We start from the raw sequence: 23,074 nt of genomic DNA, 5'->3' as shown, positions 1-23,074 counted from the left end.
GCCGCGGATGCAAAAAGCGCGGCCTGCAAGAGCAGGGCCGCGCCAGCCGGCCGAAAATCACGGCCTAAATCAATATGTTGCTGGAGTCCTGGGGGCGGGGCGAACCGGCGGTCCGCCCCGTTCCGGAGGCCGAGCCGTCTCAGTTGTAGACGAACACCGGGTCGTCCAGGTCGATTTCCGGAAGGGTCTTCTTCTCGGCCCAATAGTCCTGGGTGTGCTGCCATTCCGGCTTGTCGCCGCGCTGCGGAAGCAGGTGCATGTTACGCATCAGATACCCGGGATTGAAGTTTTCCGGGTCGATCCAGGACGAGAGCTGCATGTCCTTGTCCTCGTCCCGCAGGGCGACCTCGACGCGCTTGGCCTGCTTGTCGCCCATGTGCTTGAGCAGCCGGCAGACGAAGTCGGCGATCAGGTCCACCCGCAGGGTCCAGCTCGCGCGGAAGTAGCCGAAGATCCACACCATGTTCGGCACGCCGGTGAACATCATGCCGCGGTAGGTGACGCTCTTGGAGAAATCCAGCGGCTTGTCGTCGATGGCGAAGTCGATGTCGCCCAGGACGTTCAGGTTGAAGCCGGTGGCGGTGACGATGATGTCGGCCTCCAGCTCCTTGCCGGACTTCAGCAGGATGCCCTTCTCGGTGAAGCGCTCGATCTCGTCGGTGACCACCGAGGCCTTGCCGGCCCGCGCGGCCTGGAAGAGGTCGCCGTCGGGGATGAAGGCGATGCGCTGGCGCCAGGGCCGGTAGCGCGGCATGAAATGCTCCTGCACGGTCTCTTCCGGCAGGAAGGCGCGCACCCCGGCGAGCAGCTCCTCCTTCACCACATCGGGCTCCTCGAAGGAGCGGCGGGTGAAGACGGCCTGATCGTGCAGGATCTTGCGGCGGACGATCTCGTGGATCCAGTTCTCGTCGACCTCGAGCTCGCGCAGGATGTCGGCCAGCTCGTTGGCGTTGCGGCCGGGAATGAAATAGGTCGGCGAGCGCTGCAGCAGGGTGATGTGCTCGACCTGGTCGGCGATGGCCGGCACCAGGGTGGCCGCCGTGGCGCCGGAACCGATGACCACGACCTTCTTGCCCTTCACGTCCAGGCCTTCCGGCCAGGTCTGCGGGTGGATGATCTGGCCCTTGAAGTCGTCCATGCCTTCCCACTCGGGGGTGTAGCCCTCCGAATGGCGGTAGTAGCCCTGGCACATCCACAGGAAGTTGGCGGTGATGGTGACCGGTTCGCCGTTGCGCTCGGCCTGGATGGTCCACTGGTTGTCCTTGGACGACCAGGACGCCTTCATCACCTTGTGGCCGTAGCGGATGTGCTTGCCGAGCTGGTTCTCCTCGATCACCGCGTTCATGTACTTCAGGATCTCCGCGGCCGAGGCGATCGGCGCGGTGGTCCACGGCTTGAAGCGGTAGCCGAAGGTGTAGAGGTCGCTGTCCGAGCGGATGCCCGGATACTTGTGCGTCAACCAGGTGCCGCCGAAGCTTTCCTGGGATTCCAGGATCACGAAGCTCTTGTCGGGGCACTGTTCGAGCAGGTGGTAGGCGGCGCCCACGCCGGAGATGCCGGCGCCGACGATCAGCACGTCGAAGTGCTCGATCTTCGTGGAGGCGGGCTTTTCGAGGACGGCGGCTTCGGCCATTCGGTTCTTCTCCCCAATTCCTGGCGGCCGCTGATGTGCGGCCCATGCGTTTCCCAGCCGAGACCTTCGCCCGAGGCGCGGCCGGCTCATTGATCTAAATCAAGATAACTGAACGCTGATAACCAATGCCAGCGGAAATTGCGCGATCAGGCCCCTCGGGCGAGCTTGAGGCGCGCAGAAGCACGCGCCGCGCGGCGCGTGGCCGGCGCGGTTCGGAAACGCGGAGGATCAGGAAGCGTCGGCCGTCAGGCCTGGCCGACCACGACGCCTTCGGCCTGGGCCTTGCGCGCGGCGTAGACGCCGGCGAAGTCGATCGGCTCGAGCAGGAACGGCGGGAAGCCGCCCTCGGAGGTCACGTCGGCGATCATCCGGCGGGCGAAGGGGAACAGGTAGCGCGGGCACTCCACCAGCAGCACCGGCTCCAGGTCGTCCGGCGCGACGCCGGTGATCTGGAAGACGCCGCCGTAGACCAGCTCGACATGGAACACCGGGCCGTCGTCGCGGGTGGCGCGGGCCGAAAGCTTCAGGTCCACCTCGAAGAAGCCATCCTCACGGCCGCGCGCGTTCATCTCCACGCCCATCTCGATCTGCGGCTGGGCGGCCCCGCCCCGCAGGGTTTCCGGCGCGCGGGGGTTCTCGAAGGAGAAGTCGCGGGCGAACTGGGCGAGGATCCGGATGCCGGGGGCCTCTTCGGCGCCGTTGGACGGGAGCGTGTCGGCCGCGTCGGTGTCGGTCATGAACTGCAGGTTCCGTGGTCTGGAGGGCTCGCTGATCAGCGGCGCGGCACGGATGCGCGCCTTTACGCACCCTTATCATTGCGCGGGCTGCTATCATGCGGTCGATTGCGATGCAACGCCGCCCCCTGACGGCGGCGTTTGTACGTCTTATATAGAGACTTTCACACGGTCCGTGATCCTGGAGCTGCGTTGCTAGTCCTCGAGTTGATCATCTTCGCCGGCCTGGCCGCCATCGTGCTCTACCAGCTCTACTCGGTGCTGGGCCGCCGGGTCGGACGCCAACCGGAAGACACGCCGGCCGCCGCCGGTCGTCCCGCGCCGGGTCCTGCGCTCGACCGGCCGGCCGATCACGCCGACGACGGCGTCGCGCTCACGGGCCTGGCCGCCGTGCGCGCGGCCGACCCGAACTTCGACGTCGGCCGGTTCCTGGCCGGCGCGCGGGCCGCCTACGAGATGGTGGTGCGCGCCTTCGCCGCCGGCGACCGCGCGACCCTGAAGAACCTGCTGTCCGGCGAGGTGATGTCGAGCTTCGACGCGGCCATCGCCCAGCGCGAGGCCGAGGGCCGCACCGAGAAGGTGGAGTTCCTGCAGACGCCGCGGGCCGACATGGAACGCGCCGACGTCGTGGGCGACATGGCCCGGGTGACCGTGCGGTTCCTGGCCGAATTCCGCAACCGCTCCAAGGGCCCCGAGGGCGAGGCCGTGGACGACCGCCGCACCGCCGAGCTTTGGACGTTCGAACGTAATCTTAAGAGCCGCGACCCCAACTGGACGCTGGTACACGTCGACGCCGCGGAGGCATGACTTGCGTTTCCGGTATGCGGGGATCGTCCTTGCGGCTCTGAGCCTCACGGCCTGCGCCACCGCGACCCCGTCCGTCGGGCCGAGCGCGGCCTTGATCCCGCCGTCCGCGCCGCCGCCCGTGGCGACTCCCGCCGAAGAACACGCCTTCATGGGCCTGCCTGGCTGGAACGACGACGACCATAGCGCCGCCTTCGCCGCCTTCCGCGCGTCCTGCTGGGCCGCCCGTGCGCCAGGCATGGCCGAGGTGTGCCGCAAGGCCCAGGCGCTGGGCTCTCTGGACGAGGCCCGCGCGCGCGCCTTCTTCGAGGTCAATTTCCGCGTGGAGGCCGCCCCGGAGGAGGGCGTGCTGACCGCCTACTTCGCGCCGGAGTACGACGCCCGCTCCAAGCCCGACGCCGAATTCAGCGCGCCCTTGCGCGCCCGGCCCGCCGATCTGGTCACCGTCGACGCCGGCATGTTCGATCCGGCCCAGGCCGGCAATCAGGGCGCGGCGATGAACGTCCTGGGCGATCTCCTGCCCTACCCCGACCGCGCCGCCATCGAGGATCGCCGACCCGAGAAGGTGCTGGCCTGGATGCGGCCCGAGGACCTGTTCTTCCTGCAGATCCAGGGCTCTGGCGTGCTGACCTTCGAGAACGGCGCGCGGGTGAAGGCCAACTACGCCGGCAACAACGGCCGCCGTTTCGTCGGCATCGCCAGGCCGATGCAGGAGCGCGGGCTGCTTGCGGCGGGCGACACCTCCGGCGAGGCCATCCGCGGCTGGCTCGCCGCCCATCGCGGCGCCGAGGCGCAGGAGATCATGCGGCTCAACCCGCGCTACGTGTTCTTCAAGCTGTCGCCGGATGACGGCCAGCAGCCGGTGGGCTCCGCCGGCGCGCCCTTGCCGCCCGGCCGCGCGATCGCGGTCGACCCGGCGCGCTATTCCATGGGCGAGGTGTTCTGGATCGACGCCACCGCGCCGGTGCTCACCGGCGCCTTCCCGGCCTATCGGCGCCTGGCGCTGGCGCTGGACACCGGCGGGGCGATCAAGGGCCAGGCCCGCGCGGACCTCTATCTCGGCCTGGGTCCCGAGGCGGGCGCCGAGGCCGGCCGCGTGCGCCACAGTCTGAAGATGTACCGCCTGGTTCCCCGGGCCGCGCCGAACTCGTGAAACGCCCGCTGCGGCCGGAGGAGCTGAAGCTCTGGTCCGCGATCGCGGCCACGGTGCATCCCCTGCCTGGCAAGGCGAAACACGTGGTTCCGACCGCGCCGCCCGCGCCGGCCAAGGCCGAGCCGGCGCCGACCGCGACGCCGAAAACGCCGAAGACCCCGCCCGCGGGGTTCGAGCTGACGCCCTTCACCATCGGCCAGCACGCCGCCGCCAAGCCCCGGCCGGTCCAGGCCGCCGACGGGCCGCAGGGCATCGAGCCGCGCCGCAAGCATCGCATCGCCAAGGAGCGCGATCCCATCGGCGCGCGCATCGACCTGCACGGGATGACCCAGGACCGGGCGCAGGCGGCGTTGACCGGCTTCCTGCGTCGGGCGTGGGACGAGGGTTTCCGCGCCGTGCTGGTGATCACCGGCAAGGGCGTCGGCGGCGACGGCGTTCTGCGCCGCCGCACGCCCGAATGGCTGGCCGATCCGGCGCTGCGCGAGGTCGTCGCCGGCATTTCGGAGGCCCACCGCCGTCACGGCGGCGAGGGCGCGATCTACGTGGCGCTCAAGCGCAAGACGAGAGACTGACCCGGATGCTCCCCGGCGGGGGGAGCATCCGCCGATGGCCGGCCGTCACCAGTCGCCGTCGTCGCCGATCGGCATGCCGGGGGGCGTCTCCGGCTTGGCGTCCTTGGCCGTGGCCAGCTTCTCCAGGGCCTCGCGGTCGGAGATCAGGCCGGCCAGGCGCTGGCGATGAGCCTGTTCGGCCGGATCGGACGCCTTGGCCTTCAGCGTCTGGCCAAGGCCGGTCAGCCGCGCGTCGATCTCGGCGGCGGCGGCCGGCGACATCTTCGGGTCGGCCAGGGCCGCGGCCATGTCCATCACCAGCCGCGTCTGCTCCCGGCGCTGGATCGCCGCCAGCCGTCCCGCGGCGGGCTTGGCCGGGAAGACGGCGCCCACCAGCTTGTCCAGCACCTCGCCGGCGCCGGGCAGGGACGGATCGACCCGGTGCTGCTCCACCAGCCGCGCCAGCCGGTCGCGCGCCAGGAGCTGGTCGTAGACGATCCCCGCACCCACGTCGGCGGCCACCAGCGGGTCGAACACCGGCCCGCCCATGGTGTCGAACACCTCGATGTCGAACTGGCGGTCGGAGGTGCCGGTGAAGCCCGCCGAGAGCAGCGGAACCAGGCCCGGCGGCGTGTCCAGCTCGGCCGGCGCCAGCGCCGAGACCATCGCCTCGAGGGCGTGGCGCTGCATGGCCACGTCCACCGGGGCGGAAGTCATCTTCGGATCGCCCTTGACCGCATAGGCGAAGTCCACCCCGCCGACGAGCTTGGCGGCGGCCTCCACCTGGTAGCGGTGCAGCAGGTAGATCGGCACGAACTTGCGGCGCAGGTTGGCCAGCGGCTCGTTCGGCTTCAGCGCCGACAGGCCGAAGCCGTCCAGGGCCACGCGGCGCACCTTCATCATGCGGTCAAGCTCGGCGGCCGGATCGACGCCGTCGTCCCACAGGCTGGCCCAGGGCTGGCCGACGCCCAGCGGCCGGCCGTCGACGTCGTCGATGAACCGCCGGCCGGAGGCCACCATGGCGCGGGCCTTCGCATCCAGCGCCGCCTGGCCCGCCGCGCCGGCTGGCACGGTCCCGTAGAGCCAGTCGACGGTGAACTTGTCCCAGTCGCCGATGCCGACCGCGTAGGCGTCGGACAGGTCGATCTTGCCGTCGGTCAGCTTGATGCGCGGCGGCGGGTAATCCATCACCGAGTCGCGGTCCTGGGTGGAGGCGGCGAAGTTGTGGGTGAAGCCGATGGCGTGGCCCACCTCGTGCGCCCCGAGCTGGCGGATGCGGGCCAGGGCCGCCTGCACCGGATCGTTCGGATCGCCCGTGCCCACCTTGTCGGCGCCGGCCAGCCCCTCGAAGATCAGGATGTCCTGGCGCACGCGCAGCGCGCCCAGCACCACGTCGCCGCGGATGATCTCGCCGGTGCGCGGGTCGACCACGCTCTGGCCGTACGACCAGCCGCGCGTGGCCCGGTCGCCCCAGTTGACCACGTTGTAGCGCACGTCCATCGGGTCGGCGCCCTCGGGCATCTCCTCGGCGCGGAAGGCGCCGATGAAGCCGGCCGCCTCGAACGCCTGGTTCCACCAGTTGATCCCCTCGATCAGGGCCTTTCGCACTTCTTCCGGCGCGCCGCGGTCCACATAGAACACGATCGGCTTCTTCACCGGCGACTTGGCGGCCGTGGGATCGGTCTTCTCCAGGCGGAAGCGGCGCGCGTAGCGGTAGACGATGTCGCCGCCGAGCGGCGCGCCGTAGTCGTCGACGATCACCGCGCCCAGGCCGCCGGTGCGCGGGTCGTACTTGCGCGGCTCGAAACCGGGCTCGGGCAGCTTGATCAGCGAATGGTGCACCGAAAGGGTGATCACCTTCGGGTCGGGGGCGATGTCGCGGGCCTCGGCCCCGGGGGTGTCGGACGTGAAGGTCTCGATCGCGTCGAGCTCGATGTTCTCCGGGAACACCTTGGTCTTGTCGACGTCGGCCATGGAGAGGTCGGCGGAGAGCTTGAAGCCCTTCTCGCCGGCGTGCTTGAGCCCCTCGGGCGCGTTGATCACGTCGCGGGTCAGGAAGCTGGTGACGTCCACCAGCAGGCCGCCGTCCGGCGCGGTCGCCGCGATCGGCCCCGCCCAGACCAGCGAGGTGGCGAAGGAGTTCTTCGCCGCGTCGGCCTCGTCGGCGCTGACGCCCGTGGCCCGGAAGCGCGGGTTCTCGTATTCGGCCACCACCTTGCCGCCCACGCGGCGGAAGGCCAGCACCTGGGTCTCGGCCAGGCGGCCGCGGTCGAGCATGGACGAGGCCGAGCCGAAGCCGGTGCGCAGGCCCGCCTGATAGAGGAAGCGGCCGGCCACCCCGTCCTTGTCCGGCGCCGGCAGGGCCAGCAGCACCCGGCCCTTGGCCTTGTCGACATAGACGGTGAGCAGGCCGTCATGGCGCTCGAGCCCGGCGATCGCCTGGGCGTAGGAGCCGGGGGCGGCTGCGGCCGGCGCGGCGGCAAGGGCGGGCTGGGCCGTCATCGGCGCGCCAAGGGCGCCCGCGGCCAGGAGCGCGCCGAGCGCGCAGGACGTCAGGAAGCGGTTCATCGAAACCCCCGGGGAACAACAATGGGCGAGCGTTAGGAGCTTGAGCCGCAGGGGTCCACCGCCGCGCGCGCAGGGCGTCCGAAACCGGATGATCGCCCAAGGCGCGGGCGCCCCATGCGCTGCAGCCCAGCTTGACGTTGACGTAAGAGTTAGCCTAGCGTCCCGACCCGTCCATAGGGAGGACGCCATGCATATCGATCTGCGCCGGCCGCATCGCACGTTCACGATCCGTCAGCTCTGCCAGGAATTCAAATGCACGCCCCGGGCGCTGCGCTTCTATGAAGACAAGGGCCTGCTCAATCCCGCCCGAGACGGGATGAACCGGGTCTATTCCTACCGCGATCGCGCCCGCCTGGTGCTGATCCTGCGCGGCAAGCGCGTGGGCCTGGCCCTGGCTGAGATCCGCGAGATCCTCGACCTCTATGACGCCGACGACGACTGCGTGGCGCAAAACCTGAAGTCGCTGGGCAAGTTCCGCGAACGCATCGTCGCCCTGGAAGCCCAGCGCGAGGACATCGACAAGGCGATCTCCGAGCTGAAGGCCGGCTGCGAGCGGCTGGAGCACCACCTGGCCAAGACCCGGCCGGACCTGCTGCCCCAGGCCGAGGACTACCACCAGATGCTCGGCCAGCGTCTGGGCGACCTGGAACACGCCGAGGCCAAATAGCTTCGCTGCGGCCGCCGCGCGCCGCGCCTGCCTTTCAGCCCGCCGTTCGCCAGCGGCGGGCCAACGTCTTTTGGCCGGGCGGCGTCCGGCCGTCCCCCGGAGTCGACCCATGGCCTACCAGCCGCCCGTCCGCGACCACGCCTTCATCCTGGGCGAGGTGCTGAAGATCGACCGCTACGCCGACCTGCCCGGATTTTCCGACGCGCCGATGGACGTCGTGCATCAGATCCTGGAGGAGGCGGGCCGCTTCACCGGCGAGGTGCTCGCGCCGCTGAACAGCGTGGGCGACAAGCAGGGCTGCGTGTGGAAGCCCGACAACACGGTCACCACCCCGCCCGGGTTCAAGGAAGCCTACAAGGCCCTGGTCGAGGGCGGCTGGCCGGCGCTGGGCGCGGTGACCGCCTATGGCGGCCAGGGCCTTCCGGCGGTGGTCAACCTGGCCTTCAGCGAGATGAGCTCGTCGGCCAACATGGCCTTCTCCATGTATCCGGGCCTGACGCACGGCGCCTATTCGGCGGTCCTGAACGGCGGCTCCGACGCGCAGAAGGCCCTCTACCTGCCCAAGCTCGCCTCGGGCGAATGGTGCGGCACCATGAACCTGACCGAGCCGCATTGCGGCACGGACCTGGGCCTCCTGCGCACCAAGGCGGTTCCCCAGGGCGACGGGACCTATCGCATCTCCGGCCAGAAGATCTGGATCTCCGGCGGCGAGCACGACATGGCCGACAACATCATCCACCTGGTGCTCGCCCGCATCGAGGGCGCGCCGGCCGGCACCCGCGGCATCAGCCTGTTCATCGTGCCCAAGTTCATTCCCGACGCTGACGGCAAGCCGGGAAAGCGCAACAGCGTGTTCTGCGCCGGCCTCGAAGAGAAGATGGGCATCCACGGCAACGCCACCTGCGTGATCCAGCACGAAGAGTCGATCGGCTGGCTGGTGGGCGAGGAGAACCGCGGCCTCAACCTGATGTTCGTGATGATGAACGAGGCCCGCATCGGCGTGGGCCTGCAGGGCGTGGCCCAGGCCGAGGCCGCCTACCAGGACGCCGTGGCCTTCGCGCGCGAGCGCCTGCAGGGCCGCTCGCTCACCGGGCCGAAGAATCCCGACGGGCCGGCCGATCCGATCATCGTCCATCCCGACGTGCGGCGCATGCTGATGGACTGCCGCGCGATCATCGAGGGCGGCCGCGCCTTCCTGTTCTGGACCTCGCTGCACGGCGACCTGGCGCACGCCTCCCAGGACGAGGCGGTCCGGCAGAAGGCGGACGACTACATGGCGCTGATGACCCCGGTGGTGAAGGGCTTCCTCACCGACCGCGGCTTCAAGGTCTGTTCCGACGCCCTGCAGGTGCACGGGGGCTCGGGCTTCACCGAGCATTTTCCGGCCAGCCAGTACCTGCGCGATTCCCGCATCACCCTGATCTACGAAGGCGCCAACGGCGTGCAGGCGCTGGACCTCGTCGGCCGCAAGCTGGCGGCCAACGGCGGGCGCGCGGTGATGACCTTCTTCGCCGAGGTCGACGCCTATGTGCAGGCGCGCGAGGCGGACGCCGGGCTGAAGCCCTGGCTCGACGCCCTGGCCGGCGCCAAGGAGCAGTTGCAGGAGGCCACCATGTGGCTGATGCAGAACGGCCTGGCCAACCCGGACAACGCCGGCGCGGCGTCCAGCGACTACATGCACCTCTTCGGCCTGACGGCCCTGGCCTACATGTGGGCGCAGATGGTCGAGACGGCCCAGGCCAGGATCGCCGAGGGCGACGCCGACCCGTTCTACGCCGGCAAGGTGGCGGTGGGCCGCTACTACATCGAGCGCGTGCTGCCGGACGCGGCCGCGCACCTGGCCAAGCTGAAGACGGGCGCGGACAGCCTGATGGCCCTGCCGGCCGAGGCCTTCTGATGGCCCGCTACACGGCGACCATCGACTGGACGCTGAAGGACGGCGAGGACTTCCTGAAGGGCCGCTATAGCCGCGGCCACACCGTCGGCTTCGACGGCGGGATCGAGATTCCCGCCTCGGCCTCGGCGCATGTGGTCGGCAAGTGGGCGGTGAACGAGGCGGTGGACCCGGAGGAGATGTTCGTGGCCGCGCTCTCCAACTGCCACATGCTGACCTTCCTGCATAAGGCCCGGCTGGCCGGCTTCACCGTGGGCGCCTATCACGACGAGCCGTTCGGCGTGATGGAGGAGATCGCGCCCGGCCGCATGGCCGTCACCCGCGTCACCCTGCGCCCGAAGGTCTCCTACGAGGGCGCTGCGCCGGACACGGCCCAGCGCCAGGACTTGCACCACGCCGCCCACGAGGAGTGCTTCATCGCCAATTCGGTGAAGACCGAGGTGGTCGTGGAGGATCAGGGCTAGGGGCGATTGTCCGCGATCCCTTGTGCGGCAAGGGCTGGCTTAACCTTTGTTTCAATCTCGGGGCGTAGCACGGTTCACCTGACCAGGACGATGAGCCCGCCGGCCCGAGGGGGACGCCGATGACAGCCGCGTCGAGCAAGGACAACCGATCAGGGTTGGCCAAGACCATGCTCGCGCGTCGTGACGCCCTGCAGGGCCGTCTGGCGTTCGCAGCCATCTACGCCGTCGCGCTGGCGCCCATGACCGGCTGGATCGCCAGCGTGGCGTGGCTGAGCGTCTACACCGTCCTGCAAGTCTACGAAGCCTGGCGCTACGACGACCGGCGCGCCGCCAAGCCCACCCCGGCCATGTCGCTGGCGCTGCTGGCGGCCAACAGCGTGCTCTATGGCGCCCTGTCCATCGCCGCGGCCCTGTGGGGCGGATACGTGGGGGTGACCTGCGGGGCGCTGTTCCTCGCCGGGGCGGTGCTGAACGCGGTGGTCACCAACCAGCGCTCGCAGGCGGCCTACACCGCGGCCATGGCGCCCTACATCGGCTACTTCCTGGCCCTGTGCTATCTGGCCGCGAAGGTGGCCGGCGCGGGGCCGAAGGCGATCGCCCTCGTGGCGGTCAGCGGGCTCTTGGTGTTCTCCTCCTCGGCGCTCTGGCGCTCCGGCGCGGCGGCTTTCGAGGCCCAGCGCCGCGCGCGCATGGAGGCCGACCGCCGCCGTCTGCAGGCCGAATCCGCGGTGGGGGCCAAGTCGGCGTTCATCGCCATGGTCAGCCACGAGCTGCGCACGCCGATCAGCGCCATCCTCGCCGGCGCCGAGTCCATCCAGAACGCGCCGCACGCGCCGCTGGACCTGCGCGCCAACGCCGCCCTGATCGCCGAATCCGGCCGCATGATGCGCTCGCTGCTGGGCGACCTCCTGGACCTGTCCAAGATCGAAGCCGGCCGCATGGGGGTGGAGAACATCGACTTCGACCCCACGGCCGTCGTCTCCGACACCGTGTCGTTCTGGGGCTCGCAGGCCACGGCCAAGGGGCTGACCCTGACGGTGGAGGGGCTGGAAAGCCTGCCGCCGATGGTCTGCGCCGACCCCACGCGCCTGCGCCAGGTGCTGAACAATCTGCTCTCCAACGCCATCAAGTTCACCGACCGGGGCGGGGTGGCCCTGGCCGTGGACGCCGCGCCCAACGGCGAGGGCTGGAAGCTGGTGTTCGCGGTGGCCGACACCGGCGTCGGCATGACCCGCGAACAGTTCGCCCGTCTGTTCATCCCGTTCGACCAGACCCTGGCCTCGACCGCGCGCACCCATGGCGGCACGGGCCTGGGCCTGACCATCAGCCGCGAGCTCGCCCGCCTGATGGGCGGCGACCTCACCGCCGCCAGCCAGCCGGGCAAGGGAGCGACCTTCACCTTGCAGATCTACGCCGCCCGCGCGGGGGGCGTGGTCGAGACGCCGCCGGCGCCGGCCGTGCCGGTCACCAACGTGCGGGTGCTGGGCGTCGACGACCACGAGGTCAACCGCCGGGCGCTCGCCCTGATGCTGGAGCCGCTGGGCGTCGACCTGACCCTGGCCGCCTCCGGCGAACAGGCCCTGGCGCTGGCCTCGGTGGCCGCCTTCGACGTGGTCCTGATGGACCTCTACATGCCCGAGATGGACGGGCGCGAGACCACCATGCGCCTGCGCTCCACGCCGGGGCCCAACCAGGCGACGCCGGTGATCGCCTGCACGGCCTCCACCGCCGAGCGCGACTGGCAGGCCTGCCGCGAGGCCGGCATGACCGGCTCGGTGCCCAAGCCCTTCGACGCGGCCCTGCTGCACGGCGCCATCGCCCGGGCCTTGGACGAGCGGGCCGCGATCGAGGCCGCCGACGCGACGGCCGGACAGGCCAAGGCCGACGCGGCCTGACGGCGCTCTTCGGGCGCGACGGCCGGCGGGCGCCGGCGTAGGCTCGCTCCATGGACGACCCCTTCGATCTGCAGCGGTTCAAGGACGCCCAGGCGCGGGTCTATCCGCAGGCGCTGGCCGAGCTGCGCGCCGGGCGTAAGACGAGCCACTGGATGTGGTTCGTGTTTCCGCAGATCGCCGGCCTCGGCTCGAGCCCGACCGCCCAGTTCTACGCCCTCGCCTCGCTGGACGAGGCGCGGGCCTATCTCGCCGACCCCGTGCTGGGCCCAAGGCTGATTACGTGCGTGCAGGCGGTGAACGGGCTTTCAGGGCCGAGCGCCCACAACGTCTTCGGCTTTCCCGACGACATGAAGTTCGGTTCGTGCCTGACCCTGTTCGCCAAGGCCGCGCCGGACGAGCCGGCCTTCGCCGAGGCGCTCGGCAAGTACTTCGGCGGCGAGCCGGACCCGAAGACGCTCGAAATCCTGGCGGGCCGGTAGGGCGGGAAGGGCCGCCGCCCCGGCCCAAGGGACCGAGGCGACGGCAGGGGGGACTCTAGGCCGCGACGTCCACCTGTCCGCCGATGGTCTTGCTCTGGCGCACGCCGTCGCGGGTGGCGGAGCCGTGGTCCAGTCGGGCGAGCGAGCCGCCGAAGACCACCGCCTGGCCGCGGGTTTCAGCCTCTTTTGTGGATTGGGCCTGCGGCGCGTTCTGGCCGTAGGGACCGTCCTTGGGATGGGCCGGATCGATGTTACGCTTGGCGTTCGCCACGTCCGTGCAGTTGCGGCAAACGTAGCCATTGACGATTTCCATCTGGCTCTCCGAATGCGGGGCGCGATTTCGCCCCACGGCCTAGTTCGGCCGAGCCGGCCGCCCGGTTACAGGCGGCGCGTGGATTGCTTGTTCGGGACGGGCCGAGCCCCGTCAGACCGTGACGTCGACCTGCTGGCCGTCGGCCTGCGCCTCGCGGCGCTCGTCCGCGCCCTTCTCCAGGGCCGCCTTGCGCTGGGTTTCGGCCTCGTCGCGGCGCTTGTCCTCGATCTTGGACTGGCGCTCGGCGTCGCGGCTCCTGGAGCTCTGGTCCAGGTTAGCGAGCGAGCCGCCGAACACCACCGCCGCGCCCCGGCTGGCGGGCTCCGCGGGCGGGGTGGCGGCGGGGGCGTCCTTGGTCTGGGCGGCGTCCTGCCGGCGGGCGGCGAACACGTCCGTCCCGCTGGAGGTGGCGAAGCTGCTGGCGATTTCCATCAAACGCTCCGAAGGCGCAGCCGGTGGGCGGCTTTTCGCACCCTACCGCGGGCATGGTTTGCGCCCCGTTACGCTTTGGAAAGATTTTTCCCGACCAGGCCGGCCAGCCGATTCGCCAGCGCGGCCTCGTCCTTCATCTCGCATTCCCAGATGGTCTCCACCCGCCAGCCGGCCTCGGCGAGGGCGGCGGATGCGCGGGCGTCGCGGGCGCGGTTGCGCTCGATCTTGGCCGTCCAGTACTCGCGGTTGGCCTTGGGAACGCGCGCGCCGCGGGCGCAGTCGTGGCCGTGCCAGAAGCAGCCGTGCACGAAGATCGCCAGCCTGCGCCCCGGCAGGACGATGTCCGGCGAGCCGGGCAGGTCGCGCCGGTTCAGTCGGTAGCGCGCGCCCAGGCCCCAGAGGATCTTGCGAACCTTCAGCTCGGGGGTGGTGTCCCGCCCCTTCACCCGCCGCATCACCGCCGAGCGCTTGTCCGGCGTGAAGACGTCGGTGGACTCGTCGGTCATGGCCGGCGTCTGGCGTCCCTCTCCCGCAAGGGGAGAGGGGAGCTTTCGTTGGTTCGGCCGTTCACAGCCCCTCGAACAGCGCCGTCGACAGATAGCGTTCGGCGAAGCTGGGGATGATGGCCACGATCGTCTTGCCCTTGGCCTCGTCGCGGGCGGCCACGTGGAACGCCGCGGTCAGCGCCGCGCCGGACGAGATGCCCACCGGCACGCCTTCCTCGCGGGCGATGCGCCGAGCCATGGAGAAACTGTCGTCGTTGGAGACCTGGACGATCTCGTCGATCACCCCGCGGTCCAGGATCGAGGGCACGAAGCCCGCGCCGATGCCCTGGATCTTGTGCGGGCCGGGGTTGCCGCCGGAAAGCACCGGGGAGGCTTCCGGCTCGACGGCGACCATCTTCACCGACGGCTTGCGCGCCTTCAGCACCTGGCCGACGCCGGTGATGGTGCCGCCGGTGCCGACGCCGCTGATCACATAGTCGACGGCGCCGTCGGTGTCGTTCCAGATCTCCTCGGCGGTGGAGACCCGGTGCACCAGCGGATTGGCCGGGTTGTCGAACTGCTGGGGCATGACCGCGCCGGGCGTGGCCTCCACCAGCTCGCGGGCGCGGGCCACCGCGCCGGCCATGCCGCGCTCGGCCGGCGTCAGGTCGAGCTTGGCGCCCAGCAGCGCCAGCATCTTGCGCCGCTCCATCGACATGCTCTCGGGCATGACCAGGGTCAGCGGATAGCCCTTGGCGGCGGCGACGAACGCCAGCGCGATGCCGGTGTTGCCGCTGGTGGGCTCGATGATGCTGGAGCCGGGCTTGAGAACGCCCTTGGCTTCCAGGGATTCGATCATCGAGGCGCCGATGCGGTCCTTGACCGAGGCCAGCGGGTTGAAGAACTCCAGCTTGGCCAGCACCTCGCCCTTCGGCTTCAGGGCCGCGGTCAGGCGGGGAAGCCGGATCAGCGGGGTGTCGCCGATGGTGTCGATGATCGAGTCGTAGACCTTGCCGCGCCCGGCCCTCTTGTAGCGGGCCGCGTCGTAGGTCTTGTCCGGGGTGGCGTCCATGGCGGACCTCTGTTCTGGAATTGCCCTTCCGGGCGAGAACCTAGGACTTTGCAGCGGTTTTGTAAGGGGCTATTCGGCCGCCAAGACGCCCGGACGGCCGGAAAGATGCGGCTCCAGAAGCTGGGCCGCCAGCCAGCGCACCACCGGAACGGCCACCCCGTCGCCCACCACGTGCAGGCCCCGGTTGGCCGAGTGGGGCAGGGCGTAGCCGTCCGGCAGGCCCATCAGGCGCGCCCCCTCGCGGGCGGTGATCAGGCGCGTCCTCACCTCGCCGTCCTCCACCATGATCAGGGTCTGGCGCGAGGAGCCGCCGCGCGGCGTGCGCAGGCATCCGGCCAGGCCGTCGAACCGCGCCTCGGCCCGCTGCACGCGAACGCCGTCCTCCACGCGCATCCGCCGGAAGAGCGCGCCCACCGCCCGCGCGCCCGACGCGCGCAGGGCCTCCAGGCGCTGGCGGTGCAGCGGCGACATCAGGCCGAGGATCTCGTCGGTCTCGCCGGCGTCGCGCCAGGGCGCGTCGGCCTCGATCAGGCTGGAAAGGTCGGCGTTGGGCCGGGGCGGCGCCTCGGCGCGCCACCAGACCCAGCGCTCGGCGAGCGCGGCCGGAAGGCGGCCATGCGCCTCGCGCACCAGGCGCGTATGGAAGACGCTGTCGCCGGCGAGGCCGGCCGCCGGCGCCTCGCGCACGGCCACGACGAACGCCCGCGGCCGCGACTGCGGCAGGAAGCGCGACGCGTCGATCTCCAGGGCGCCGAAGCGGTAGCCTTCGCGCGCGAGGGCCTCGCAAAGCGCCGTGAAGTCGGCGCCGCCGTGCGAGGTGAAAAGGCCGGTGACGTTCTCGATCACCACCGCGCGCGGCGCGCGGCCGTCCGCGTTCAGCGCCTCGATCAGCCGCCAGAAGCCGAAGAAGGCCGAGGAACGGCCACCCTTCAGCCCGGCGCGGCCGCCGGCCAGGCTGAAGTCCTGGCAGGGGGAGGAGGCCCAGGCCAGGTCCGCCTGGCCGGGCAGGTCCTCGGGCGAAAGCGCCCAGACGTCGCCCTCGCGGAAATGCGCCTCGGCGTCGGCGAAGTTGGCGCGATAGACGGCCGCCTTGACCGGATCGAAGTCATTGGCGAAGGCGCAGCGCCAATCCGGCCCCAGGCCGATGCGGGCCATGCCGCCGCCGGCGAAGAATTCATAGAAGGTGAGGGGACGGGCGCGACTCATCTGCTAGGAGATTAACGACGCCTCCGCGTTCGTGACAGGAGGAGCCTTTGCGCCGCACGGCCGCAGTTCTCGCCCTGCTGCTCAGCGCCTGCCACCCCCAGGCGCCGGACGGCTCGCGCGCCCAGCCGCCGGCCGACGCCGCCGCCACCCACATCGCCAACGGCCCTGCGGGCGCGGACGACGCCCCGGCCGCCTTCCGCGGCGACTTCAACGTCCATGGCGCCGAGCCCTTCTGGGCTGCGCGCATCCGCGTCGACGGCATCACCGTGATGCGGCCGCAGATCGCCCCGGCCACCGCGCCCAACAACGGCCCGCACATGGCCGGGCCCCAGGCGGTGTGGGCCGCGAGCGCCGACGGCGAGCCCCTGGTGGTGGCCATGGTCCAGCAGGACTGCACCGACGGGATGAGCGATCGGGTCTACGGCTACGCCGCCGAGCTGCAGCTCGGCGACGAAAGCTTCACCGGCTGCGCCGAGCGCGCGCAGGAGTAGGGGGCTGGTTCAAGCGGCGGCGATCCTGTCGGCCTGAACCCCCTCCACCCCTTCGGGGTCCCCCTCCCCCACTTCGCGGGGGAGGAGATCGAAACTGCGCTGATGCAAATTCTCCTCCCCCTCTTGGGGGAGGGGGCCGCGCCGAGGCCAACGCCCTTGACCGACCCGGCGTCAGGGGCGGCTTAATGCTGCAAAACAAGGGAGAGGACGGCCATGGATCGAGCCTATGACCTGGTGATCCGCGGCGGCCTGCTGGCCGACGGAACCGGCGCCGACGCCCGCGAGGCCGACGTCGGCGTCAAGGACGGGCGCATCGTCGCGGTGGGCCGGATCGCCGGCGCCGGCGCCGAGGAGATCGACGCGCGCGGCAAGCTGGTCGCGCCCGGCTTCGTCGACATCCACACCCACTACGACGGCCAGGCCACCTGGGACCAGCGCATGCAGCCCTCGTCCTGGCACGGGGTCACGACGGTGGTCATGGGCAATTGCGGCGTCGGCTTCGCCCCCTGCCGCGCCGAGGACCACGGCCGGCTGATCCGCCTGATGGAAGGCGTGGAGGACATTCCTTTCCCGGTGCTGGCCGAGGGCCTGCCGTGGAACTGGGAAAGCTATCCGGAATACCTGGACAGCCTGCAAAGCCGGACCTTCGACGTGGACATCGGCGCCCAGCTTCCGCACGCGGCGCTTCGGGTGTTCGTCATGGGCGAGCGCGGGGCGAACCGCGAGCCGGCCACCGAGGCCGACATCCACGCCATGGCGGCCATCGCCAAGCGGGCGGTGGAGGCCGGCGCCCTGGGCTTCTCCACCTCGCGCACACTCAACCACCGCACCTCCGACGGCCAGCCGACCCCGACGCTCACCGCCGCCGAGGACGAGCTGATGGGGATCGCCATGGGCCTGTCGGCCGCCGGCCGGGGCGTGCTGCAATTCGTCTCCGACTTCGCCGACGCCGAGGCCGAGTTCGCCATGATGCGCCGCCTGGTCGAGCGTTCGGGCCGGCCGCTGTCGTTTTCTCTGCTGCAGGGCCACGCCGCGCCGGACGGCTACAAGAGGCTGCTGACGTGGCTCTCCGAGGCGACGGCGGCGGGCCTGCCGATCCGCGCCCAGGTGGCTGGGCGGCCGGTGGGCGTCCTGTTCGGCTTCGAGCTCACCCTCAACCCCTTCAGCCAGTCGGAGATCTACCAGGAGATCGCCGGCCTGCCGTTCGACCAGCGCATCGCGCGCCTGCGCGACCCGGCGTTCCGCGCCCGCCTCCTGGCCGAGGACGTCGAGGTGCGCCGCGGCTTCGCCGGGGTCGCCCCACGCAACTGGGGCCGCATGTTCCTGATGGGCGAGGTTCCCGACTATGAGCCGCCGGCCGACCGGACGGTCGAGGCGATCGCCGCCGCCCGCGGGGTCGATCCGGCCGAGGTGGCGCTGGACCACATGCTCAGCAACGGCGGCAAGGGCATGCTCTACCTGCCGTTCCTGAACTACGGCTACGGCGATCTCGCCCCCAGCTACGAGATGCTGCAGCACCCGGACTGCGTGCCGGGCCTGTCCGACGGCGGCGCCCACGTGGGGCTGATCTGTGACGGCTCCTTCCCCACCTCCAACCTGATCCACTGGGCGCGCGACCGCACCCGCGGGCCGAAGCTGCGCCTGGAAAGCCTGATCGCCGGCCAGACCCGCCGCACCGCCGAGACCGTCGGCCTGATGGATCGCGGCCTGGTCGCGCCGGGCTACAGGGCCGACCTCAACGTCATCGATTTCGACAGGCTCAAGCTCTTCGCCCCGCAGGTCGCCTACGACCTGCCGGCGGGCGGGCGGCGGCTGATCCAGCGGGCGGAGGGCTATGTGGCGACCATCGTCGCCGGCGCCGTCACCTACCGCGACGGCGAGCCCACCGGCGCCCTGCCGGGCCGCCTCCTGCGCGGCGCCCAGGCCGTCCCGGCGGCGATGGCGGCGGAGTAGGGCGACCCGATTGCATCGTTAGGGAAGGTTAATTTTTCCGGCCAGGATCACTTGCGCAAGCTCTAGAACGGAGTCAGCCTGCCCCAACAGCCCTGAGTCGACCGGGCCGAATGCCCGGTCGGTTGTCTTGTCGGTGGGTTGGTCGAGTGGCTTAAGACGCCGGACTTAGGTTCCGGCGAGCGATGTTGGCGCATCGCTCCGAGGGTTCGAATCCCTCACCCACCGCACCAGGGCTGTAGGACCGTCGCATCATCCGACAGCATTTATGGAATCACATTCGCTACACGCTGTCCATATTTCATAGCTTTTGACGCGCGCATTTTGAGCGCGAGATTTTTGGTGGTTCAAAATTAGCTGCCGAATTTGCGAGGCCGAAAATCATTCGGCGCTTTTCGCGCGACTGAATTGAAGCGCGAAACTTGGGCCCCCTCGCGCTCCGTCGCGACGCATCGCATAAGGGGGCCATGTCCGCTTCGCTCGACCAGGCGCGGGAGGTCCTGCGCCGCACCTTCGGCCATTCGGAATTCCGGGGGCTGCAGGCCCAGGTGATCGGCGAGGCGCTGGCCGGGCGCAGCGCCATGGCCGTGCTGCCTACCGGCGGCGGCAAGAGCCTGTGCTATCAGATCCCCAGCATCCTGCGTCCCGGCCTCGGCCTGGTGGTCTCGCCGCTGATCGCCCTGATGACCGACCAGGTGGCCGGCCTGCAGCAGTCGGGCGTGGCCGCCGCGCGGCTGGATTCCAACATCGACCTGGACGAGCGCACGCGCACCTGGCGGCGGATCGAGGCCGGCGAGCTGGACCTGCTCTACATCTCGCCCGAAGGGCTGATGCAGCCGACGATGCTGGACCGGCTGGCGCGCACGCCGCTGGCGCTGATCGCCATCGACGAGGCCCACTGCGTCAGCCAGTGGGGCCACGACTTCCGGCCCGAATACCGGATGCTGGGGCGCCTGGCCGAGCTCTTCCCTGACGTGCCGCGCCTGGCGGTGACCGCCACGGCCGACGCGCGCACCCGCGAGGACATCCGCGCCGAGCTGCGCCTGGAGGGCTGCGAGGAGTTCGTCGCCTCCTTCGCCCGGCCCGAGCTCGCCCTCTTCGCCGAGCGGAAACGCGGCGCCGGGCACAAGCGGGTGGTCGAGCTGGTCACCGAGCGGCCGAACCGCTCGGGCGTGGTTTACGCCGGCTCGCGCGAGGGCACCGAGAAGCTGGCCCAGGCCCTGGTCGACGCCGGCGTGCCGGCGCTGGCCTATCACGCGGGGCTGGACAGGAAGGTGCGCGCCGATCGCCTGGAGACCTTTCTCGAAGCGGAGGCGGCGGTGATGGTGGCGACCATCGCCTTCGGCATGGGGGTGGACAAGCCCGACGTGCGCTTCGTCATCCACGCCGATCCGCCGGCCTCCATCGAGGCGTACTGGCAGGAGATCGGCCGGGCGGGGCGCGACGGCGAGCCCGCCGAGGGCATCACCCTCTATGGCTCGGCCGACATGGCCTGGGCGCTGCGCCGGCTCGAGGGCCGCGAGGTGGGCGAACAGGTCAAGCAGGTGCAGGCGCGCAAGGTGCGCCAGCTCTACGCCATGCTCGACGGGACCGGCTGCCGCGCCGCCGCCGTGCGGCGCTACTTCGGCGAGACCGACGTCGCCCCCTGCGGGGTCTGCGACCTGTGCCTGAGCCCGCCAGAGAGCGTTGACATGACCCAGGCCGCGCAGAAGGCCCTGTCGGCGGTGCATCGCCTGGGCGGGCGCTACGGCCGCGGCCGGCTCGTGGACCACCTGACGGGCAAGACCAAGGACGTGTCGGACTTTGAGGCCGGGCTCTCCACCTTCGGCATCGGCGCCGAGCTGGACGCGGCCGGCTGGCGCGACCTGATCGACCAGCTCCTGTTCGAGGGTCTGCTGCGCGAGGATCCCAACGATGGGCGCCCGCTGATCGGCCTGGGCGATCCGGAGGCGGTGCGCGCGGCCTATCGCGGCGAGCGCCGCATCGCCATGCGCAAGGCCGAGCCCGCGGCCGGGCGGGGGCGGGGCCGCCGCCGGGGCGAGCCGCCGGCCGACATGTCGGTGCACGACGCGCCCCTGTTCGAGGCCCTGCGCGCCTGGCGCAAGGACGAGGCCGCCCGCCAGCACGTGCCGCCCTACGTCATCTTCCACGACCGCACGCTCGCCGAGATCGCGCGCATGCGGCCGGGTGGGCTCAATGCGCTCGGCGCGGTCTCGGGGGTCGGGGAGGGCAAGCTCGCCCGCTACGGCGAGGCGGTGCTGGCCGTGCTCGCGGAAGCGGCTTGAGCTGAATTGAAAGGGGAGGGGCCGCCCGCGCGGCCCGCTCCCGAAGACGCCTTAGGCCGCTTGCAGCTGGCCGGCCGACATCTTGCCGCTGCGCTGATCGCGCTCGAGTTCGTAGCTGAGCTTCTGGCCCTCTTGCAGCGAGCCGAGGCCCGCGCGTTCAACGGCCGAGATGTGCACGAACACATCGGGGCCGCCGTTGTCGGGTTGGATGAAGCCGTAGCCTTTTTGACCGTTGAACCACTTGACGGTGCCGCTTTGCATATGAAGTCCCTTTCCGGACACGCATTCTCACGCTCCGGACGGAGGATGAGATCAAATTTTCGGAGAGGGTCGTTGCGAATCCAGCTACGCCGCGACGGACAAAGCGTGGAATTTCTCGCGAGCCAGAACGATATTTGACGGCGGAAAGCTAGATATTCCAGCCGGCTTGCGCAAGTTTAGTTTCAAAATATTCGGCCGCCCGGTCTCCAATGTGTTAAGAGACCAGATGCGAACAACGACAGAACGTGCGGTTTTCACGATCATGCGTCATAACGGCTTGTGGGCCGTGGAGCACGACGGCGATCACTTCGGCCACTCTCCCGACAAGGAGATCGCCCGGGCCGAGGCGGCCAAGCGGATGCGCGAAATGCAGGACGGCGGCCAGCCCTGCCAGATCCGCGTGACGGGCGAGCACGGCTTCTACGGCGTCTGATGAAAGACTCCACCGCTCCAGGCCGATCCGAGACGGTCGCCGCGCGATTTCGGCGGGAGATCGAGCATGCGGAGGCCGGCGGCCTCGAACGCGCGTCGATGACCCTGAGGCTCACCCTGACCGACGCCAGCCGCCTCCGCCGCGATCCGGGCTTGGCCGTGGCCGACATCAGCTTCGAAGACGGGGTCATGCGGTACCTGGGCGTGGCGATCGCCCAGGGCGGCGTGGCCGACAGCGTTCTCGACCTCGGCGACGGAGCTGACGCGCCCGACGCCTAGGCGATGTCGAAGCGCACGGTGGAGCGGCCGAAGTCCAGCGCCACCGAGGTGAACTCGCTCAAGAGATCCATGCCCAGCACCACGGTGGGCTTGTTCTGCAGGCCCCAGAGCCTGAACACGTGGCTCTTGGCGAACACCACCGGCACGTTGCCGAGCGTCAGTCCGCCCAGGCGCATGAACGGCACGTTGAGCATCTCGCCGTGGAAGGTCTCGCCGACCACCGTGACCATGGTGATCGTCGTCGGCGGCAGAAGCAGGCCGTTGGAGCTCTCCTCCACCAGCTTGCGCATGGGCGCGTTGCCGATCGTCAGCTCCGAGCCGGAGTCGATCAGGGCGCTGATCCGCCGGCCGCTGGAATCGGCGTCGATCAGGGTGAGCTGGCCGGACCGCCGGCGCGCGGGCACCACCACGCGCTTGTCGCCGCTGGTGTCGCGCCGGGGCGCGGCGATCTCCAGCACCTTGGCCTCGAAGTCCAGCAGCAGGCGGCGGTTCTTCAGCCAGTCGACGCCCAGCACCCCGTCGGCCGGGTCGTCGGCGGTCATCCGCAGAAGCGGCACCTTCACCCGCCGCTGCGAGCGCCTGCCCACGAAAAGCTCGTCGATCACCACCGTGGGCCTGAGCGAGCGGCCGGCGATGGTGGAGACCGCCGCCATGGGCCCCGGCGGCAAGGCCAGCGTCTCGGCCAGGTCCTTGCGAATGCAGGAGCGGTTGGCGCCGGTGTCCACCAGGAATTGGTAAGGGCCCTGGCCGTTGATCATCACCGGCGCCAGCATCCTGAGAGAACGGTCGCGGGCCATGGCGACCTGGCTCGGCCCGTCGTCGGCCGGCTGAGCGTCCGCCGGTTCCGCGCCGGGCGCCGGGGTCGGGTCGGCCGTCTGCGCCCAGGCGCCGGCGAGCGGCGTCAGCGCGGCCAGCCCGGCGGCCCCGGCGAGCTGGGTGAAACGGCGTCTGTCGGGCTTCATCGGGCGAGCCCTCCCTAAAGAACGTCGTTCTTTCTACACCCGTTTCGGCCTTGACGGTATGCGG

At 70.5% G+C, this 23,074-nt stretch carries 23 protein-coding genes and 1 tRNA gene; 14 read left to right on the top strand and 10 right to left on the bottom strand.

Features of this window, described 5'->3' with window-relative positions; all coding sequences use genetic code 11:
* Positions 1 to 139: 139 nt before the first annotated feature.
* Positions 140 to 1,633 carry a flavin-containing monooxygenase gene (locus tag ACE3TA_RS15220; RefSeq protein ID WP_374575141.1) on the bottom strand — a complete coding sequence of 498 codons (1,494 nt, stop codon included), beginning with the start codon at positions 1,631 to 1,633 and terminating at the stop codon, positions 140 to 142.
* A 245-nt stretch (positions 1,634 to 1,878) separates the two neighbouring features.
* Positions 1,879 to 2,370 (bottom strand): protein-export chaperone SecB, encoded by a 492-nt coding sequence (secB, locus tag ACE3TA_RS15215; protein WP_374575140.1) that lies wholly within the window; start codon positions 2,368 to 2,370, stop codon positions 1,879 to 1,881.
* A gap of 189 nt (positions 2,371 to 2,559) precedes the next feature.
* Here secB and timA point away from each other — a divergent pair, with 189 nt between their 5' ends.
* The 3 genes from timA (at position 2,560) to ACE3TA_RS15200 (ending at position 4,896) form a co-directional block, all read left to right on the top strand.
* Positions 2,560 to 3,174: a TIM44-related membrane protein TimA gene (timA, locus tag ACE3TA_RS15210; RefSeq protein WP_374575139.1), complete on the top strand. Its 615-nt coding sequence runs from the start codon at positions 2,560 to 2,562 to the stop codon at positions 3,172 to 3,174.
* Between the two features lie 148 nt (positions 3,175 to 3,322).
* On the top strand, positions 3,323 to 4,324 hold the full coding sequence (locus ACE3TA_RS15205; RefSeq protein ID WP_374575138.1) for an MltA domain-containing protein: 1,002 nt from the start codon (positions 3,323 to 3,325) through the stop codon (positions 4,322 to 4,324).
* Positions 4,321 to 4,896, top strand: a complete 576-nt coding sequence (locus tag ACE3TA_RS15200; protein WP_374575137.1) for a Smr/MutS family protein — start codon at positions 4,321 to 4,323, stop codon at positions 4,894 to 4,896. The genes ACE3TA_RS15205 and ACE3TA_RS15200 overlap by 4 nt, the downstream gene beginning before the upstream one ends.
* A 45-nt stretch (positions 4,897 to 4,941) precedes the next feature.
* On the opposite strand, the gene ACE3TA_RS15195 is transcribed toward ACE3TA_RS15200, so the two are convergent.
* A complete protein-coding gene (locus ACE3TA_RS15195) occupies positions 4,942 to 7,443 on the bottom strand; it encodes a zinc-dependent metalloprotease (RefSeq protein ID WP_374575136.1) in 2,502 nt (833 codons plus the stop codon).
* A gap of 187 nt (positions 7,444 to 7,630) precedes the next feature.
* Here ACE3TA_RS15195 and ACE3TA_RS15190 point away from each other — a divergent pair, with 187 nt between their 5' ends.
* The 5 genes from ACE3TA_RS15190 (at position 7,631) to ACE3TA_RS15170 (ending at position 12,842) form a co-directional block, all read left to right on the top strand.
* Positions 7,631 to 8,110 carry a MerR family DNA-binding transcriptional regulator gene (locus ACE3TA_RS15190; protein ID WP_374575135.1) on the top strand — a complete coding sequence of 160 codons (480 nt, stop codon included), beginning with the start codon at positions 7,631 to 7,633 and terminating at the stop codon, positions 8,108 to 8,110.
* A 109-nt stretch (positions 8,111 to 8,219) separates the two neighbouring features.
* Positions 8,220 to 10,007, top strand: a complete 1,788-nt coding sequence (locus ACE3TA_RS15185) for an acyl-CoA dehydrogenase C-terminal domain-containing protein (protein WP_374575134.1) — start codon at positions 8,220 to 8,222, stop codon at positions 10,005 to 10,007.
* Complete coding sequence (locus ACE3TA_RS15180) at positions 10,007 to 10,468, top strand: OsmC family protein (RefSeq protein WP_374575133.1); 462 nt, start codon at positions 10,007 to 10,009, stop codon at positions 10,466 to 10,468. The genes ACE3TA_RS15185 and ACE3TA_RS15180 overlap by 1 nt, the downstream gene beginning before the upstream one ends.
* A gap of 167 nt (positions 10,469 to 10,635) precedes the next feature.
* On the top strand, positions 10,636 to 12,363 hold the full coding sequence (locus ACE3TA_RS15175) for an ATP-binding protein (RefSeq protein ID WP_374575132.1): 1,728 nt from the start codon (positions 10,636 to 10,638) through the stop codon (positions 12,361 to 12,363).
* A 50-nt stretch (positions 12,364 to 12,413) separates the two neighbouring features.
* Positions 12,414 to 12,842, top strand: a complete 429-nt coding sequence (locus ACE3TA_RS15170; RefSeq protein WP_374575131.1) for a DUF1810 domain-containing protein — start codon at positions 12,414 to 12,416, stop codon at positions 12,840 to 12,842.
* 55 nt (positions 12,843 to 12,897) lie between these two features.
* Here ACE3TA_RS15170 and ACE3TA_RS15165 read toward each other — a convergent pair whose 3' ends face one another.
* From ACE3TA_RS15165 to ACE3TA_RS15145, 5 genes are all read right to left on the bottom strand, one after another.
* The gene (locus ACE3TA_RS15165; protein ID WP_374575130.1) at positions 12,898 to 13,155 is read right to left on the bottom strand and encodes a hypothetical protein; all 258 of its coding nucleotides are present in this window, start codon (positions 13,153 to 13,155) and stop codon (positions 12,898 to 12,900) included.
* 111 nt (positions 13,156 to 13,266) lie between these two features.
* Complete coding sequence (locus ACE3TA_RS15160; RefSeq protein ID WP_374575129.1) at positions 13,267 to 13,587, bottom strand: hypothetical protein; 321 nt, start codon at positions 13,585 to 13,587, stop codon at positions 13,267 to 13,269.
* 68 nt (positions 13,588 to 13,655) lie between these two features.
* A complete protein-coding gene (locus ACE3TA_RS15155) occupies positions 13,656 to 14,093 on the bottom strand; it encodes a very short patch repair endonuclease (RefSeq protein ID WP_374575128.1) in 438 nt (145 codons plus the stop codon).
* A gap of 61 nt (positions 14,094 to 14,154) precedes the next feature.
* Positions 14,155 to 15,144 (bottom strand): cysteine synthase A, encoded by a 990-nt coding sequence (cysK, locus tag ACE3TA_RS15150; RefSeq protein ID WP_374575127.1) that lies wholly within the window; start codon positions 15,142 to 15,144, stop codon positions 14,155 to 14,157.
* A gap of 69 nt (positions 15,145 to 15,213) precedes the next feature.
* Positions 15,214 to 16,350, bottom strand: a complete 1,137-nt coding sequence (locus ACE3TA_RS15145) for a DNA cytosine methyltransferase (RefSeq protein ID WP_374575126.1) — start codon at positions 16,348 to 16,350, stop codon at positions 15,214 to 15,216.
* A gap of 47 nt (positions 16,351 to 16,397) precedes the next feature.
* Between ACE3TA_RS15145 and ACE3TA_RS15140 the strand changes: the two genes are divergently transcribed.
* From ACE3TA_RS15140 to recQ, 4 genes are all read left to right on the top strand, one after another.
* On the top strand, positions 16,398 to 16,841 hold the full coding sequence (locus ACE3TA_RS15140) for a COG3650 family protein (RefSeq protein WP_374575125.1): 444 nt from the start codon (positions 16,398 to 16,400) through the stop codon (positions 16,839 to 16,841).
* 213 nt (positions 16,842 to 17,054) lie between these two features.
* Complete coding sequence (locus tag ACE3TA_RS15135; RefSeq protein WP_374575124.1) at positions 17,055 to 18,794, top strand: amidohydrolase family protein; 1,740 nt, start codon at positions 17,055 to 17,057, stop codon at positions 18,792 to 18,794.
* Positions 18,795 to 18,926: 132 nt separating this feature from the next.
* Positions 18,927 to 19,019, top strand: a tRNA-Leu gene (locus tag ACE3TA_RS15130).
* A 239-nt stretch (positions 19,020 to 19,258) separates the two neighbouring features.
* Positions 19,259 to 21,076 (top strand): DNA helicase RecQ, encoded by a 1,818-nt coding sequence (gene recQ, locus ACE3TA_RS15125; RefSeq protein ID WP_374575123.1) that lies wholly within the window; start codon positions 19,259 to 19,261, stop codon positions 21,074 to 21,076.
* A gap of 51 nt (positions 21,077 to 21,127) precedes the next feature.
* Here recQ and ACE3TA_RS15120 read toward each other — a convergent pair whose 3' ends face one another.
* Positions 21,128 to 21,337, bottom strand: a complete 210-nt coding sequence (locus ACE3TA_RS15120) for a cold-shock protein (RefSeq protein ID WP_374575122.1) — start codon at positions 21,335 to 21,337, stop codon at positions 21,128 to 21,130.
* 262 nt (positions 21,338 to 21,599) lie between these two features.
* Between ACE3TA_RS15120 and ACE3TA_RS15115 the strand changes: the two genes are divergently transcribed.
* Positions 21,600 to 21,770, top strand: a complete 171-nt coding sequence (locus ACE3TA_RS15115; protein ID WP_374575121.1) for a hypothetical protein — start codon at positions 21,600 to 21,602, stop codon at positions 21,768 to 21,770.
* Positions 21,770 to 22,048: a hypothetical protein gene (locus tag ACE3TA_RS15110; RefSeq protein ID WP_374575120.1), complete on the top strand. Its 279-nt coding sequence runs from the start codon at positions 21,770 to 21,772 to the stop codon at positions 22,046 to 22,048. The genes ACE3TA_RS15115 and ACE3TA_RS15110 overlap by 1 nt, the downstream gene beginning before the upstream one ends.
* Here ACE3TA_RS15110 and ACE3TA_RS15105 read toward each other — a convergent pair.
* Positions 22,045 to 23,010 (bottom strand): aspartyl protease family protein, encoded by a 966-nt coding sequence (locus ACE3TA_RS15105; protein ID WP_374575119.1) that lies wholly within the window; start codon positions 23,008 to 23,010, stop codon positions 22,045 to 22,047. The genes ACE3TA_RS15110 and ACE3TA_RS15105 overlap by 4 nt on opposite strands.
* Between the last annotated feature and the right edge of the window lie 64 nt (positions 23,011 to 23,074).

This window comes from Phenylobacterium sp. (assembly GCF_041916435.1).
Lineage (GTDB): Bacteria > Pseudomonadota > Alphaproteobacteria > Caulobacterales > Caulobacteraceae > Phenylobacterium.
Note: the sequence above shows the minus strand (reverse complement) of the source record. Positions and strands in the feature narration are given on the sequence as shown.